Annotated in this window: 10 protein-coding genes; 9 read left to right on the forward strand and 1 reads right to left on the reverse strand. The window is 64.4% G+C overall.

The window, feature by feature from the left end:
* Nucleotides 1-2 precede the first annotated feature (2 nt).
* From BXU06_RS00620 to BXU06_RS00660, 9 genes are all read left to right on the forward strand, one after another.
* Complete coding sequence (locus BXU06_RS00620) at nucleotides 3-2,258, forward strand: LPS-assembly protein LptD (protein WP_077296027.1); 2,256 nt, start codon at nucleotides 3-5, stop codon at nucleotides 2,256-2,258.
* Nucleotides 2,255-3,532, forward strand: a complete 1,278-nt coding sequence (locus BXU06_RS00625; protein ID WP_077296028.1) for a peptidylprolyl isomerase — start codon at nucleotides 2,255-2,257, stop codon at nucleotides 3,530-3,532. The genes BXU06_RS00620 and BXU06_RS00625 overlap by 4 nt, the downstream gene beginning before the upstream one ends.
* Nucleotides 3,533-3,535: 3 nt before the next feature.
* Nucleotides 3,536-4,519 (forward strand): 4-hydroxythreonine-4-phosphate dehydrogenase PdxA, encoded by a 984-nt coding sequence (gene pdxA, locus BXU06_RS00630; protein ID WP_077296029.1) that lies wholly within the window; start codon nucleotides 3,536-3,538, stop codon nucleotides 4,517-4,519.
* A 194-nt stretch (nucleotides 4,520-4,713) separates the two neighbouring features.
* Nucleotides 4,714-8,568, forward strand: coding sequence for an FAD/FMN-binding oxidoreductase (locus BXU06_RS00635; protein WP_077296030.1), 3,855 nt, complete (start codon nucleotides 4,714-4,716; stop codon nucleotides 8,566-8,568).
* Nucleotides 8,569-8,829: 261 nt separating this feature from the next.
* Nucleotides 8,830-9,894, forward strand: a complete 1,065-nt coding sequence (locus tag BXU06_RS00640) for an AAA family ATPase (protein ID WP_077296031.1) — start codon at nucleotides 8,830-8,832, stop codon at nucleotides 9,892-9,894.
* Complete coding sequence (locus BXU06_RS00645) at nucleotides 9,891-10,574, forward strand: DUF4276 family protein (RefSeq protein WP_077296032.1); 684 nt, start codon at nucleotides 9,891-9,893, stop codon at nucleotides 10,572-10,574. Before BXU06_RS00640 ends, BXU06_RS00645 begins: the two co-directional genes overlap by 4 nt.
* On the forward strand, nucleotides 10,571-10,993 hold the full coding sequence (locus BXU06_RS00650) for an HIT family protein (RefSeq protein WP_077302527.1): 423 nt from the start codon (nucleotides 10,571-10,573) through the stop codon (nucleotides 10,991-10,993). The genes BXU06_RS00645 and BXU06_RS00650 overlap by 4 nt, the downstream gene beginning before the upstream one ends.
* A 130-nt stretch (nucleotides 10,994-11,123) precedes the next feature.
* Nucleotides 11,124-11,999 (forward strand): sulfurtransferase, encoded by an 876-nt coding sequence (locus BXU06_RS00655; protein ID WP_077296033.1) that lies wholly within the window; start codon nucleotides 11,124-11,126, stop codon nucleotides 11,997-11,999.
* Between the two features lie 46 nt (nucleotides 12,000-12,045).
* The gene (locus BXU06_RS00660; protein WP_171982069.1) at nucleotides 12,046-14,943 is read left to right on the forward strand and encodes a cache domain-containing protein; all 2,898 of its coding nucleotides are present in this window, start codon (nucleotides 12,046-12,048) and stop codon (nucleotides 14,941-14,943) included.
* Nucleotides 14,944-15,014: 71 nt separating this feature from the next.
* On the opposite strand, the gene ggt is transcribed toward BXU06_RS00660, so the two are convergent.
* Entirely contained in the window at nucleotides 15,015-16,772 is a 1,758-nt protein-coding gene (gene ggt, locus BXU06_RS00665) for a gamma-glutamyltransferase (protein ID WP_077296035.1), read from the reverse strand.
* Between the last annotated feature and the right edge of the window lies 1 nt (nucleotide 16,773).

Consider the following 16,773-nt stretch of genomic DNA (forward strand, 5'->3'; position numbering starts at 1 on the left):
CCATGCCGCTCTTCCGCCTGACCCCGATCGCCGCCGCCCTGGTAATGTGCTGCGCCCATGCCGACCCTGTTGAGCCCGCCGAGCCGGTGGCGGGCCAGATTGCCGTAGAAGCCGACCGCATGAGCGGGGTGGGTTCCGAACGCCTGCGCGCCGATGGCCGGGTGATTGCCGTGCGCGACAATGAACGGGTGGAATCCGACTGGCTGGAGTATTTTCAGCTGCGCCAGCGGGTGCGCGCCGGCGACCGGGTACACATGACCCGGGGCGACGACGACCTCACCGGCGAGCAGCTGGACTACAGCATGGACGACGAGCAGGGCACCCTCAGCCAGGCCACGGTGTACCGCAACGCCCCCGGCCTGCGCGGCGCGCCGGGCTATCGGGCGTCGGGCGAGCTGGTGCGCATGACGGGCAAGGATCTGTACCAGATCAGCGCCGCACGCTTCACCACCTGTGCGCCAGGGCGTGATGACTGGTATGTGCGGGCGGGGGAAATGGACCTCGACTACGCCGGCAATGTAGGCGTGGCGCGCAATGCCAGGGTGGAGTTCATGGGCGTGCCGATGCTGTACACGCCGTGGGTGGACTTTCCGCTGCAGGAACGGCGCAAGAGCGGCCTGCTCGCGCCCACGCTGAAGCTGGGCGGCGGCAATGGGGTGGAGTTTGCCCAGCCTTACTATTTCAATCTGGCCCCCAATTACGACGCCACGCTGACCCCGCGCCTGCTGGCCCTGCGCGGCATGATGCTGGGCGGTGAGTTCCGCTACCTGATGCCGGATTACAGCGGCCAGATGGCGGGCGAAATCATGCCCGACGACCGCAAGCACGGCAACGACACCCGCTTTGCCTATACCCTGACCCACGCCCAGCGCCTGGCCGCACAGAATGTGTCGTTTGGTTACAACGTGCGCTACGCCTCCGACAACGACTACTTCCGCGACTTTGGCGACCGTCGCTCGATTGCCGACGGCAGCAACCTGCTGCGTGAAGGCTGGGTCAACTGGGGCAGCCCACTGGGCCAGTTCACCCTGAAGGCGCAGCGCTACAAAACCATGCAGGACAGCAAGGCGCTGGTGGATGAGCCGTATGCCCGGCTGCCACAGCTGACCTGGACCTATGGCCGCGCACTGCCAGGGGGGCTGGAAGCCAGCCTGCTGGCCGATTTCAACCAGTTTGGCCATGGCCAGCAGGTGATCAACAACGGCTTGCAGGCGCGCCAGGACGGCAAGCGCCTGACCTTCTACCCGAGCGTGTCGCTGCCGCTGCAGGCCAGCTATGGCTTTATCACCCCCAAGGTGGGCCTGCATTACACCGAATACCAGCTGTCGGCACAAAATGCCCCGCAACACGGTGAAACCGGCGGTGTCAGCCGGGCGCTGCCCGTGGCCAGCCTGGACGCCGGGCTGATGTTTGAGCGCGAGTCCAGCTGGTTTGACCGCGCGCTGACGCAAACGCTGGAACCCCGGCTCTACTACGTCTACATTCCTTACCGCGATCAATCCCGGCTGCCCAACTTCGACAGCGCCCGCTACGACACCAGCTTTGCCCAGCTGTTTACCGAAAACCAGTATTCCGGCGGCGACCGCATCAACAACGCCAACCAGCTGACTGCGGCCATCACCTCCCGGCTGATTGACAACGACACCGGCATCGAGCGCCTGCGCGTGTCGCTGGGCCAGCGCATGTATTTTGACGAGCAACGGGTGACGCTGGACGCCAACGACATCCGCCGCACCAAAACCCTGTCGGATTTTCTGGCCTCGGTCAGTGGCCAGCTCAACCGCGATACCTGGCTGGACACCCACTACCAGTTCAACCGCGAGCTGGGCAAGACCGAGCGCTACAACCTGGGCCTGCGCTATAACCCGGCGCTGGGCAAAACCCTCAGCCTGCGCTTTCGCTACGAGCGCGACACCGAAGTGGCGGGTGCCAGCCTGCGCGGCCCATCGCGCCAGATCGACCTGGCTGGCCAGTGGCCCATTGCACGCAACTGGTATCTGGTTGGGCGACAAAACTATTCGTTTACCGGCAAACAATCGCTGGAAACCCTGCTTGGGGTGGAGTACAACGCCGACTGCTGGGCCTTGCGCCTGGTGGGCCAGCGCTATGTCAAAGACCTGAACAACAACGCCACCACTTTCTACCTGCAACTGGAACTCACCGGCCTGGGCGGCATCGGCTCCAACCCGATGCAAACCCTGCGTCAGAGCATCCCTGGTTATAGCAAGATCAACGACGTTCCCGGAAAACTCAGATGAAGAAACTGCTCATTGCCGTGCTGATTGCTGCGGCCATTGCCCCTGCCGGCGCCGCTGTGCGTGAGGCCGACCGCATTGTGGCGGTGGTCAACAAGGACGTGATCACCGAAGTCAGCCTGCGCCAGCGCGTGGCCGACGCCCAGGCCATGCTGAAAAAGCAGAACGTGCCGCTGCCGCCCGCCGACGTGCTGCGCAGCCAGGTGTTCGAGCAGATGGTGACCGAGTCGGTGCAGCTGCAATACGCCGAGCAAACCGGCATTCGTCTGGATGACACCGAACTGGACCGCACCCTGGAGCGAATTGCCGCCGGCAACAAGCTGTCGCTGGCCGAATTCCAGCAGCGCCTGAGCCGCGACGGAGTGAACATGGCGTTGTTCCGCGAGCAGGTGCGCCGTGAAGTGGTGCTGGAACGCCTGCGCGAACGCGAAGTGGACAACAAGGTTCAGGTGTCCGATGTCGAAGCCGAGCTGTTCATGAAAAGCGCGGTAAACGCCAACCGTACCGAATACCAGCTGGCGCATATTCTGGTGTCGCTGCCGGAACAGGCCGGCCCGCAAGTGCTGGAAACCCGCGCCCGCCGTGCCGAAGAAGCGCTGCAAAAAATCCGTGCCGGCAGCAACTTTGCCCAGATTGCCGCCAGCTACTCTGACGCCCGCGACGCGATGAGCGGTGGCGAACTGGGCTGGCGTCCGGCCAGCCAGCTGCCGGCGGATTTTGTCCGCGCACTGGAAGAACTCAAGCCCGGCGGTGCCACGCCGATTTTGCGCTCTGGCGCGGGCCTGCATATTTTCAAGCTGCTGGACAAGCGCAGCCGTGGTCAGTCGCATGTGATCGAACAGGTGCAGGCTCGCCACATCCTGATCAAGACCAACGAAGCCATCAGCGAGGCCGACGCCAAGCGGCGCATCCTGCAAATCCGCGACCGCTTGCAAAGCGGCATGAAATTTGAAGAGGCCGCCCGCCTGTACTCGGAAGACGCCAGCGCCAACCGGGGCGGCGATCTGGGCTGGATGGCGCAGGGCGACACGGTGCCGGAGTTTGAACGGGTGATGCTGTCGCTCAAGCCGGGGGTGTTGTCTGAGGCGGTGCGCTCGCCGTTTGGCTGGCATTTGATCGAAGTGCTGGGCCGGCGCAACCAGGATGTGGGGGCTGAGCGCGACGTGCAGGCGGTCAAGCGTGAAATCCGCGCCGGCAAGGTGGAACAGCAATACCAGGACTGGGTTCGCCAGCTGCGCGACAGCGCCCACGTTGAAACCTACCTGACCGAGCAATAAGCCATGGCCACCTTGCCGGTGATTGCCATCACCGCTGGCGAACCCGCCGGCATTGGCCCCGACCTGCTGGCGCTGCTGGCCGCCCGCCCGGTGCCGCCCGCCGGCGCACGCTGGGTGGTGATTGCCGACCGTACCCTGCTGGCGGCGCGCGCCGCGCAGCTGGGCGTGGCGGCACAGTGGAGCGACTTTCAGCCCGATGCTCCCGCGCCTACGCGCGGCCTGGAGGTGCTGCATGTGCCGCTGGCCGTCCCGGCTGAGGCCGGCGTGCTCAACGCCGCCAATGGCCGCTATGTGCTCAACACCCTGGATGCAGCCATTGACGGCTGTGTGTCCGGCCAGTTTGCGGCCATGGTCACCGCGCCGGTACACAAGGGCGTGATCAACGACGCTGGCGTGGCGTTTTCCGGGCATACCGAATACCTGGCCGAACGCACCCACACCCCGCGCGTGGTGATGATGCTGGCCGGCGGCGGCATGCGCGTGGCGCTGGCCACCACCCACCTGCCGCTGGCGCAGGTGGCATCCACCCTCACCGCGCCGCTGCTGGATGAGGTGCTGTCTATTGTCCACGCCGATTTGCGCGACAAGTTTGGCATCGCCCAGCCGCATATTCTGGTGGCCGGGCTGAACCCGCACGCTGGCGAAGGCGGCCATATGGGCCGTGAAGAACTCGACGTGATCATCCCGGCGCTGGACGCGTTGCGCGCACAGGGTCTGCACCTGACCGGCCCGCTGCCGGCGGACACGCTGTTCAACCTGGCCACGCTGGCCGGTGCCGACGCGGTGCTGGCGATGTACCACGACCAGGGTCTGCCGGTGCTGAAATACGCCAGTTTTGGTCATGGCATCAACATCACCCTGGGCTTGCCGATCCTTCGCACCTCGGTAGACCACGGCACCGCGCTGGATCTGGCCGGGACGGGCCGTATCGACCCCGGCAGCCTGGATGCCGCGATGGCGCTGGCGGCGGCGCTGGCCTGCGCGTAGCGGAGACGGCGCATCGTGCGCTGGCCGCTGCCCGCCACTACGCTGCTCCTCCGGCAAAACCGCCGGTTTTTGCCGGTTTTGCCCTTCTTTACGTCACCTCGGGAATAACCTTGTTTCCGAACGTGTTTTTCGCAGCGCGTCAATTCCGTTAAAATGCAAGACTTTCCGTATTTGGCCGCCTGCCGCGAGTTCCAATGAACGCACCCACCCCCCGTTTGCGCGAAATTCCGTACAACTACACCTCGTTTTCTGACCGCGAGATTGTCATCCGCCTGTTGGGCGAGGACGTTTGGGCCGTGCTCAACGAATTGCGCGGCGAGCGCCGCACTGGCCGCTCGGCGCGCATGCTGTTTGAAGTGCTGGGCGATATCTGGGTTGTGCGCCGCAACCCCTACCTGCAGGACGACCTGCTGGACAATCCGCGCCGGCTGACCCTGCTGGTGGAGGCCATGCGCCACCGGCTGAATGATATTGGCCAGCGCCGCGCCGGCAATGAGCGCGTCAGCCAGATGCTGGCCGCCACCCATCAGGCGGTGGACAGCTTTGCCGCCGGTTTTGCCGAGATGGCCGCGCTGCGCCGGCGCATCCAGGGCCGTTTTGCCGGCATCACCCGCAAGGACAACGTGGCCTTTGACGGCCTGGCCCGCGTGGCCCACGTCACCGACGCCACCGACTGGCGGGTGGAATATCCGTTTGTGGTGCTCTACCCGGATACCGAAGCCGAAATTGCACCGATGGTCAAAGCCTGCATCGAGCTGGGCCTGACCATCATCCCGCGTGGCGGCGGCACCGGCTACACCGGTGGTGCCGTGCCGCTGTCGCCCAAGTCGGCGGTGATCAACACCGAAAAACTCGACCGCCATCAGGGCGTGGAATACATCGAGCTGCCGGGGCTGGAAGGCAAGCACGCCACCATTCAGTGTGGCGCTGGCGTGGTCACTGCACGGGTATCCGAAGCCGCCAGCGCCGCTGGCGTGGTGTTCGCCGTCGATCCGACCTCGGCGGAAGCCTCCTGTATTGGCGGTAATGTGGCAATGAACGCCGGCGGCAAGAAGGCCGTGCTGTGGGGCACCGCGCTGGACAACCTGGCCAGCTGGAAAATGGTGGATCCGGACGGCCACTGGATGTTGGTCGAACGCATCGGCCACAACTACGGTAAGATTCACGATGTGGACGTGGCCAGCTTCCGCGTGCGCCGCTTTGCCGAAGACGGCAAAACCCTGCTGTCGGAAAACACCCTGGACATCCCCGGCCCGTCGTTCCGCAAGGTGGGCCTGGGCAAGGACGTGACCGACAAATTCCTGGCTGGCCTGCCCGGCGTGCAAAAAGAAGGCACCGACGGCATCATCACCAGCGCGCGCTTTGTGCTGCACCGCATGCCCAAGCACACCCGCACCGTCTGCCTGGAATTCTTTGGCACCGTGGCCGAAGCCACGCCGGCAATTGTGGAAATTACCGATTACTTCAAGCCCGGCGGCGGCGGCGTGCTGGCTGGCGTGCAGCTGGCTGGCCTGGAACACCTGGATTGGCGCTATGTGCGCGCAGTGGGCTACGCCACCAAGGCCAAATCCAAGGGCCGGCCCAAGATGGTGCTGATCGCCGATATTGTTTCGGACGACGAAGCCGCTGTGGGCGAGGCCGCCAGCCATATCGTGCGCCTGGCCAATGCCCGCACCGGCGAAGGCTTTATCGCCGTCACCCCGGAAGCGCGCAAGAAATTCTGGCTGGACCGCAGCCGCACCGCCGCCATTTCGCGCCACACCAACGCCTTCAAGATCAACGAAGACGTGGTGATTCCGCTGCCGCGCCTGGGGGACTATTCTGACGGCATCGAGCGGATCAATATCGAGCTGTCGATGGCCAACAAGCTGCGCCTGCTGGAACAACTGACCGAGTTTTTCCATGGCCGCCTGCCGGTGGATACCCTGGGCAGCGCCGTGACCGCCGACGAACTGCTGGGCGACCGCCGCGAAGCGGCGCTGGCGCTGATCGACGCGGTGCGCGAGCGCTGGAGCTGGATCAACACCCAGCTGGATGCGCCGTTTGCCGACTACACCGCCCGCTACCCGGATGCACCGCTGGAACCCAGCGCCGCCAGCCTGAGCCCGGCCACGGTATTCCACGCCATGCGCGACTTTGCCCTGCGCGTGTCGTGGAAACGCGAGCTGCAGGACAACCTGGACACGCTGTTTTCCGGCAAGACCGACGCGCCGATCCGCCAGGCGGTGCAGGATATTCACCAGCAGGTGCTGCGGGGCCGGGTGTTTGTCGCCCTGCACATGCACGCTGGCGACGGCAATGTACACACCAACATCCCGGTGAACTCCGACGATTACGACATGCTGCAAACCGCACACAAGGCGGTGGCGCGCATCATGGCGCTGGCGCGCGGGCTCAACGGGGTGATTTCCGGCGAACACGGCATTGGCATCACCAAGCTGGAATTCCTGCACGACGATGAAATTGCCCCGTTTGTCGCTTACAAGCAGCAGGTGGACCCGAACGGCCATTTCAACCAGGGCAAGCTGTTGCCGGGTGCCGACCTGCGCAACGCCTACACCCCCAGCTTCGAGCTGCTGGGCGCAGAAAGCCTGATTCTGGAGCAATCCGACCTGGGCGAGATTTCCGCCTCGGTAAAAGACTGCCTGCGCTGCGGCAAGTGCAAGCCGGTGTGCTCGACCCACGTGCCGCGCGCCAACCTGCTGTACAGCCCGCGCAACAAGATTCTGGGTGTGGGTTTGCTGACCGAGGCCTTCCTGTACGAAGAACAAACCCGGCGCGGCGTCAGCCTCAAGCACTTTGACGAGCTCACCGACGTGGCCGACCACTGCACCGTCTGCCACAAGTGCGTGAACCCCTGCCCGGTGAAGATCGACTTTGGTGATGTGTCGGTGGCCATGCGCAACTTCCTGCGCAAGGCCGGCAAGAAAAAATTCAACCCCGGCACCGCCGTCGCCATGGCCTTTCTTAACGCCAAAGACCCGGCCACCATCAAGGCCATGCGTGCGGGCATGATGGGGCTGGGCTACAAGGCGCAGCGCGCCGGCCACCAGCTGTTCAAGCGCCTGGGCCTGATCCAGGAGCAAACCAGCCAGCCGCCGTCCACGGTGGGCAAGCCGGCGGTGAAGAGCCAGGTGATTCACTTCTTTAACAAGCCGATGCCGGGCAACCTGCCGAAGAAAACCAGCCGTGCCCTGCTGGACATCGAAGACCCGAACATCGTGCCGGTGATCCGCGACCCGCAAAAAGCCAGCGAAGGTGCCGAAGCGGTGTTTTACTTCCCCGGCTGCGGCTCGGAGCGCCTGTTCAGCCAGGTGGGCCTGGCCACCCAGGCCATGCTCTACCACGCCGGCGTGCAAACCGTGCTGCCGCCGGGTTATCTGTGCTGCGGCTACCCGCAAAACGCCACCGGCAACGCCGACAAGGGCCAGGCCATCACCACGGAAAACCGCGTGCTGTTCCACCGCGTGGCCAATACGCTGAACTACCTGGACATCAAGACGGTGATTGTCTCGTGCGGCACCTGCATGGACCAGCTGCAAAAGTACGCCTTTGGCCAGATCTTCCCCGGCTGCCGGATTCTGGATATCCACGAATACCTGCTGGAAAAGGGCATCAAGCTTGATGGTGTGCAGGGTATGCGCTACATGTACCACGACCCTTGCCACTCACCGATGAAAACCTACCAGCCAATGACGGTGGTCAACACGCTGATGGGCAGTGAAGTGAAGCTGACCGACCGCTGCTGCGGCGAATCCGGCACCCTGGCCGCCACCCGCCCGGACGTGTCCACCCAGGTGCGCTTCCGCAAGGAAGAAGACATCGTCAAGGTGGCTGCCGGCCTGCGCACGCAAAGCCCGGACAGCGAAGTGAAAATCCTCACCTCCTGCCCAGCCTGCCTGCAGGGCCTGTCGCGCTACCACGACGACGCCAACGCTGATGCTGACTACATCGTGGTGGAAATGGCCAAGGCGGTGCTGGGCGACAACTGGATGGCGGATTATGTGGCCAAGGCCAGCCAGGGCGGGGTGGAGCGGGTGTTGCTGTAAGCGCCGCTTTGCAAACCCGTCTGCTCGGCGTGCTGCCTTGCCGTTGTTTGCGGCGGCACGCCTAAGGAAACGCTGAAAAAATCGTCATTCCCGCGAAGGCGGGAATCCAGGACGTTGATTTTGCTGTGTTTTGCTTTTGGCAAAAACGATTTTTCTGAATCAATCAGCGCCTCCCTAGAGGGCTGTGAGCCGCGCTAAACGCCTGGCAGATGCGCTCCCGTGCCGGGGCGCGCCGCGATGGCCAACCCTGCGGAAAATTCGATGAAGACGCTACACACGCTGACCATTGAGGGTTTTAAATCCATCAAGCATGCCGAGCTGGCGCTGGGTGACCTGAATGTGGTGATTGGTGCCAATGGTGCCGGCAAATCCAACCTGATCGGCGTGTTTCGCCTGCTGGAACAGGTGCTGTCGCGTCATCTGCAAATCCATGTGGCCAGCGAGCCGGATCGTCTGCTGCACCATGGTCGCAAAAAAACCCCCACCCTGACGGCAAAATTTCAGTTTGCCCAATGTGTGTATGACTTCACCCTGGATGCCGTGCAGGACTCGCTGGTTTTTGCGCGAGAGGGCGTTCTGTACGTTGGCAGTGGCAATATGGGCACCGCTATCGCCGTTGGCCACAAGGAAAGCCAGTTGGATGAGATGGCGCAGGCCAAAGGCATATCACGCGCCGCCTTGCCCGATGTCCGCCATCTGGCGGTGCATCACTTTCACGATACCTCGGACAGCTCACCGGCCAAGCAAGGCTGCTACATCGACGACAATCGCTTTTTCCGCCCGGATGCGGCCAATCTGCCGGCCTATCTGTACTGGCTGCAAGAGCAACACCCCACCCAGTTTCGCCATATCGAAGAGCACATCCGGCTGGCCGCGCCGTTTTTTGAGCGCTTTGAATTGGCACCATCGCGGCTGAACCCGCGCAAAATCAAGCTGGAATGGCGGCAAACCGGCTCGGATGCCTATTTTGACGCCTATTCACTGTCGGATGGCACCTTGCGCTTTATCTGCCTGGCCACCCTACTGCTGCAACCCACGCCGCCGGCGCTGATCTTGCTGGATGAGCCCGAGCTTGGCTTGCACCCGTTCGCCATCCGCATGCTGGCCGACATGCTGGAAGCGGCATCCAGCTGCGCGCAGGTGTTGCTGGCCACCCAATCGGTCACCTTGCTCAACCACATGGCCCCCCAGGATGTGATTGTGGCCGAGAACGACGGTGTGCAAACCGACTTTCGCCGGCTGGACGAGCACGCCCTGTCAAGCTGGCTGGAGGCGTTCAGCCTGGGTGAACTGTGGGAAAAAAACCTGCTGGGCGGCCGGCCATGACCCGGCTATTGATGCTGGTGGAAGGCCAGTCGGAAGAAAGCTTCGTCAAGCGTACCCTGGCTCCGCATCTGGCGGAATATGGTGTATTTGTGCAGGTTATCCTACTGTGGACCAAACGCCTGCCCAGCGGCAGCGGCCATCGCGGCGGCGCCTGCACATGGGCGCAAATCCGCAGCAATCTGGACAAACTGCGCACTGACCGCCACGCCTGGCTGACCACCTTGCTGGATTTTTACGGTCTGCCCGACGATGTGCCAGGTTATCAAGAGGCCATCTTGCCCGGCGATCCGCGCCAGCGCGTCCAGCGCCTGCAAGATGCCCTGGGCGAGGCCATCCGGCATCCGCGCTTTATCCCGTTTTTGGCCCTGCATGAATTTGAAGCCTGGGCGTTTGCTAACTGCCAGGTGCTGGCCACGCACTTTGGCCGCGCCGATCTGCAACAGCAAGCGGCCAAAATAGTTGCCATGGCCGGCGAGCCCGAGCGCATCAACCATGGCCCCGACACCCATCCCAAAGCGCGCCTGCGTGCGATGGGCGTGGGCTACAAAGAAACCTCGGACGGCCCGGTTTTATTGGGCAAAATCGGTATTCCCGCCATCCGTGCCGCCTGCCCACACTTTGCCGACTGGCTGAGCCAGCTGGAAAACCTCCCCACCCGCACGAAAGAATGCCCACCATGACCTCAGCCTGTGAACTCTGCGCCACCGACGGTGGCGAACTGCTCTACCGCGACGCCAAGCTGCGCATCGTGCTGGTCAACGACGCCGATTATCCCGCGTTCTGCCGGGTGATCTGGAACGCCCATGTGCGTGAAATGACCGACCTGCCGGCGGTGGACCGCTACTACCTGCTGAACACGGTGATGCAGGTGGAAGCCTTGCTGCGCGAGGTGCTGCGCCCGGACAAGATCAACCTGGCCAGCCTGGGCAATGTGGTGCCGCACCTGCACTGGCATGTGATTCCGCGCTTTACCGACGATCGGCACTTCCCTGCCCCGGTCTGGGCCACGCCACAACGCGAGGTGGCCACCGCGCACAGCCGGCCCAATCTGGCCGAATGTTTGCGCGAACGGCTGGCGACGCTGCATCAGCATCCGTGATGTAGCACAGCCATCTGAATTGGGTGGATGGCTGGTCGCTTTGGCCGTGTTTACACTGTCGCCCCCCGCCCGGCACAGGTAGAATCAGTCGTTCGACCTGACGATTTTCCCTGCCATGCTGGAGCCCCCCATGTTCTCCACCCTGATTTCCGTCGCCCAACTGGCCGCCCGTCCGGTGGGCAGTACCGTGCTGATTGACTGCCGCCATCAACTGCCCGATCCGGCATATGGCCGGCGGGTGTACGCCGAAGGCCATTTGCCGGGTGCGCATTTTTTGCATCTGGATGACGATCTGTCCGGCCCGCGCACCGGGCGCAATGGCCGCCACCCGCTGCCGGATGTGGGCGCGCTGGCGCTGACACTGGGCGAGCTGGGCATTGGCCCGGATACGCAGGTGGTGGCGTATGACGACGCCGGCGGCATGTTTGCCGCCCGTGCCTGGTGGCTGTTGCGCTGGCTGGGTCATGCGGCGGTGGCGGTGCTGGATGGCGGGCTGCCGGCCTGGCAGGCGGCGGGCTTGCCGCTGGACTGCGCGGTACCGGCCCGGCACAGCGGCGGTGGATTCCTGCTGCGCCCGGCGCTGGAGTTCACCCTCGACGCCGACGCGCTGCTGGCGTGTCTGGCTGACCCGCAGCTGCGCCTGATCGACGCCCGCGCCGCCAACCGCTTTGCCGGCCAGGACGAAACCCTCGACCCGGTGGGTGGGCATATTCCGGGGGCGCTAAACCGCTTTTTTCAGCTGAATCTGGCCGAAGGGGGCGGGTTCAAGCCGGCCAGCCGCCTGGCCGAGGAATGGACCGCGCTGCTGGCTGGCCAGCCCGCCGCCAGCGCCATTCACCAGTGCGGTTCTGGCGTGACGGCCTGCCACAATCTGCTGGCGCTGGCGCATGCCGGGCTGGGGGGCGGGCGGCTGTATCCGGGGTCGTGGAGCGAATGGTGCGCCGACCCGGCCCGCCCGCTGGCCACCGGCCCTGCCTGCTTATCCGGCGCGTGGACTTTGCCATGAAGCGGCCAGGCACACCGGGCAAGCGGGCCGCATCCTGATGGACGCGATGGAAAAAGACCTGACCGCGCAGTCGCTGGCCCGGCTGCAGCTATGGGCCATGGTGGGCATTTCCCTGCTGGTGGCGCTGGTGCTGGGCCTGTATTTTTTTCTGGCCCAGCGCGCCGACTTTGACAGCACGCTGTCGGCGGTCAAGGCGCGTGCGCTGCAGGAACAGCAAAACCTGCTGACCAAGCAGATCGAGGCCATCCGTCACGATCTGGACTACCGGCGCAGCAGCACCGAATCCATCTTGCGCCGGGAAATCCAGCAACGGGTGGACCACGCCTACAGCATTGCCGACACCCTCTACCAGCAAAACCAGGGACGGCTGAACCCGCAGCAGATTCGCGCGCTGATTGTCGAAGCCCTGCGCCCGCTGCGCTTTTTTGAGGGGCGCGGCTATTACTTCATCGACACCCTGGACGGCATGTGCGTGCTGCTGCCCACTGCGCCGCAGCTGGAAGGCACTTCGTTCTGGGATAACCGCGACCCCACTGGCCACTACATCATGCGTGGTTTGGTGGACGCCACCCGCAACCCGGCACAGGCCGGGTTTTCCCGCTACCACTGGTATCCGCCCCAGCAAAAAACCATGCAGGAAAAAATTGCCTACGTGCGGGTGTTTGCCCCGCTGGGCTGGGTAATTGGTGCCGGCGAATATGTGTACAACGTGGAACAGGACTTGCAGCGGGCCGCCCTGTCGCAGCTGCGCACGCTGCGCTTTGGCCGCGATGGCTATGTGTCGGTGTTTGATGCACAGTTTCGCGTGCTGGTGTCTCCCGCCCGGCCCGATTCTGAAGGCAAGACCGTCGACGCATTCAGCGGTCTGGAAAAACGCTCGGTGGAGACCATTATTGCCCAGGCCAGGCGCGGCGATGGGCTGGTGCGCTACCAGTGGTATCGGCCCGGTTCCACCCTGGCCGTGGACAAACTGTCCTACGTGGCCCGCTATGCGCCATGGGGCTGGACCCTGGTGACCGGCATGTATCTGGACGACCTGGACAGCGTGATGGCCGCCGAGCGCCAGGCGATGGAAGCGCGCACCCGGCAACGGCTGATGATTGGCGGGATGATTACCCTGGGCGTGCTGACGGTGGCCTTGCTGTTTTCCTGGATGTTCAGCGTCAGGATGCGCGGGCTGGTGCGCCGTTATCAGGCGCGGCTGGAGCAAAAAAACCACGAACTGGAAGACAACGCCCGGCGTTTGCAGCTGTCGGCGGCGGTGTTTGAAAGCGGCTGTGAAGCCATCATGATCAGCGATGCAGACAACCGTATCATCGCGGTCAACCAGCCCTTTACCCGGATTACCGGCTATCAGCCGGAAGACGTGATTGGCCAGGCACCGCAACTGTTTGCCAGCAGCCATCCGGGCGGGGATTTTTACGCCGAGCTCGGGCAGGCGCTGCTCAGCCACGGCCAGTGGGATGGCGAAGTGTGGAGCCGGCGCAAGGATGGCTCGGTGTTTCCGGAGTGGCTGCGGGTGGCCACGGTGAAAAACAGCGCCGGGCAGATTGAATACCATATTGCCACGTTTTCGGATATTTCCGAGCGCAAGAACGCCGAAGAGCAAATCCGCCATCTGGCGTTTTACGACCCGCTCACCGGCCTGCCCAACCGCCGGCTGCTGCTCGACCGTCTGCAGCAGGCGCTGCTGCACAGCGAACGGGTGGGCTGCCACGCTGCCGTGCTGTTTATCGACCTGGACAATTTCAAGTCGCTGAACGACACCAAGGGGCATGACGTGGGCGACCTGCTGCTGATTGAAGTCGCCAGCCGGCTCAAGCACAGTGTCCGGCAAACCGATACCGTGGCCCGGCTGGGGGGCGATGAATTTGTGGTGATGCTGGAAGACCTGCCCGGCGATTTTGCCCAGGCGGTCAGCGATACCGAAAAGCTGGCACACAGCCTGATTGCCGCCATCGAGCAGCCATTCGGGCTGGCGCAGTACCAGCACCATTGTTCGTGCAGCATTGGCATCAGCGTGTTTTATGGCCAGCGCGAAAGCGTGGATGAGCTGCTCAAGCATGCCGACACGGCGATGTATCAGGCCAAGGCCGCTGGCCGTAATACCGCCCGCTTTTTTGTGCCGTCGATGCAGGCGGCGCTGGAAGCCCGCCTGCAGCTGGAAGCCGAACTGCGCCACGGTATTTTTCATGACCAGCTGCGGCTGTTTTATCAGGTGCAAATTGGCGTGGACCAGCACGCTTCCGGTGCCGAGGCGCTGGTGCGCTGGCAGCATCCGCAGCGCGGACTGGTGTCGCCGGGCGAGTTTATCGGGCTGGCAGAAGAAACCGGGCTGATTGTGCCGCTGGGCTTGTGGGTGCTGGAGCAGGTGTGCCAGCAACTGGCCCGCTGGGCGGCGGCGCCGCTGACCGAACCCTTGCAGATTGCGGTGAATGTCAGCGCCCGCCAGTTTCATCAGGCCGGCTTTGTCGATGATGTGTGCCAGTTGTTGCAGCGTTATCAGGTCAATCCGGCGCGGCTGAAGCTGGAGCTGACCGAAAGCCTGCTGCTGGACAATGTGGCCGATTCAATCAACACCATGCATGCCCTGCGCGCGCTGGGCATCCGCTTTTCCATGGACGACTTTGGCACCGGCTATTCCTCGCTGACCTATATCAAGCGCCTGCCGATCGACCAGCTGAAAATCGATCAGTCGTTTATCCGCGACCTGGCGGTGGATCACGACGATGAAGTGATTGTGCGCGCCATCATTGCCATGGCGCACAGCCTGAAGCTGGACGTGATTGCCGAAGGGGTGGAAACCGAAGCACAGCGGGCGTTTCTGGAGCAACACGGCTGCCACGCCTTCCAGGGCTATCTGTTTGGCCGGCCCATGCCAGTGGCGCAGCTGGAGGCGCTGCTGGCGCAATGGGGCAAGCCCTCCGGGAAATCCTCCCTGTAAACGCGCTCACCCCAACTCCCCCGGCGCATCCGCAACGCGCCACTTCTCCGCGCCAGGATGGCCGCGCGCGCTCAATACCCGGCCACCTTGCCTTCCCGGCGCGGGTCGGCCCCGCCCAGATAGCCGCCTTCAGGCCGGCGCACGGCAATTGAGGTGCCGCTGGTCATCGGCAGCAGCTTGACCACATGCCCGCGCTGGCGCAGCGTGTCGGCCAGCGCTTCCAGCCCCCGGTCGGCTTCCAGCTCGGTGGGGCCGTTGCGGCTGCCGTAATGCGGCAGGTTGACCACCGCCTGCGGGTCGAGCTGCCACTCGGTCAGCGCCAGCAGCGAGCGCGCCACGTAGTGAATAATCAGGCTGCCGCCCGGCGAGCCCACGGCCATCTGCACCTTGCCTTGATCGTCCAGCACCAGCGTGGGCGACATGGCGCTGCGCGGGCGTTTGCCCGGTGCCACCCGATTGGCCACCGGCACGCCCTGATCGTCCGGACGGAACGAAAAATCGGTCAGCTGGTTGTTCAGCAAAAAGCCGCGCACCATGATCCGGCTGCCAAAGGCATCTTCTACCGAACTGGTCATCGACGCGGCATTGCCATGGCGGTCAAACGCCACCAGATGGGTGGTGGACGGCAGTTCTGGCGATTGATCTCGGCCCCAGGCACTGAGCTGCACGCCGTCAGGCTCGCCGGCGCGGGCCGGGCCATGGCTGCTGATCGGGTCAATCAGCTGGCTGCGTGCCGCCAGATAGGCCGGCGACACCAGCGCCGCTTGCGGCACCGCCACCTGGTCGGGGTCGGCCAGGTAGCGTTCGCGGTCGGCAAATGCCAGCCGGCCCGCTTCGCTGTACAGATGCGCGGCGTCAGCCGACAGCGGTGGCGTCTGGCTCAGGTCAAAGCGCGCCAGCAGGCCAAGAATCTGCAACACCGCCACCCCGCCGGAGCTGGGCGCGCCCATGCCGCAAATCTGCCAGCGGCGGTACGGCCCGCACAGCGGCGCGCGCTGGCGGGGCTGATAACCGGCCAGATCGGCCAGGGTCAAATCGCCCGGCGTGGGGTGGTGCTGCACCGCGCGCACCATGTCGGCGGCCACCGGCCCGCGATAAAATCCGGCAGGCCCCTGGCGGGCAATCCGGCGCAGGGTGTTGGCGTAGGCCGGGTTGCGCAGCACGCTCCCCACTGGCTGTGGCTGGCCATCGGCGGTAAAGAAATAGCGCCGCGCCTGAGGGTCAGCCTGTAGCCGGGTTTCCTTGCTCAGCAGCACATGCAGGCGCGGCGAGACGGCAAAGCCGCGCTCGGCCAGGCGAATGGCCGGTTGCGCCAGTGCAGCCCACGGCAGCCGGCCTTGCTGACGGTGGGCGGCGTAGAGCATGGCCACCAGGCCGGGCGCACCCACCGCCTTGCCACTGGCGACGGCTTCGGCAAATGGCAGCGGCTGGCCGGCGTCATCCAGAAAGCGGTCGGGCCGCGCCTGGGCCGGTGCGGTTTCCCGGCCATCCCAGCTTTGCACGCCATCACGGGCGGTGTGGCTGAGCAAGAAGCCGCCGCCGCCCAGCCCGGACGATTGCGGCTCGACCAGGCCCAGCACCCATTGCGCGGCAATCAGCGCGTCCACCGCGCTGCCGCCCTGGCGCAAGATGGCCGCGCCGGCGTCGCTGGCCAGCGGATTGGCGGTGACAATCATGGCGTGGTCAAACGCCACCGGCTGGGTGACGCTGGCCAGCCCACTGGCCGCTTCTGGCGGCGGCGCTTCGGCGTGGGCCACACTGGTGGCCCACAGCGCTAGCATCAGGCTGGCGAGGCGGCCATGGGCAAACACTTTTGACAAGACGGACATG

This window comes from Aquaspirillum sp. LM1, assembly GCF_002002905.1.
GTDB lineage: Bacteria > Pseudomonadota > Gammaproteobacteria > Burkholderiales > Aquaspirillaceae > Rivihabitans.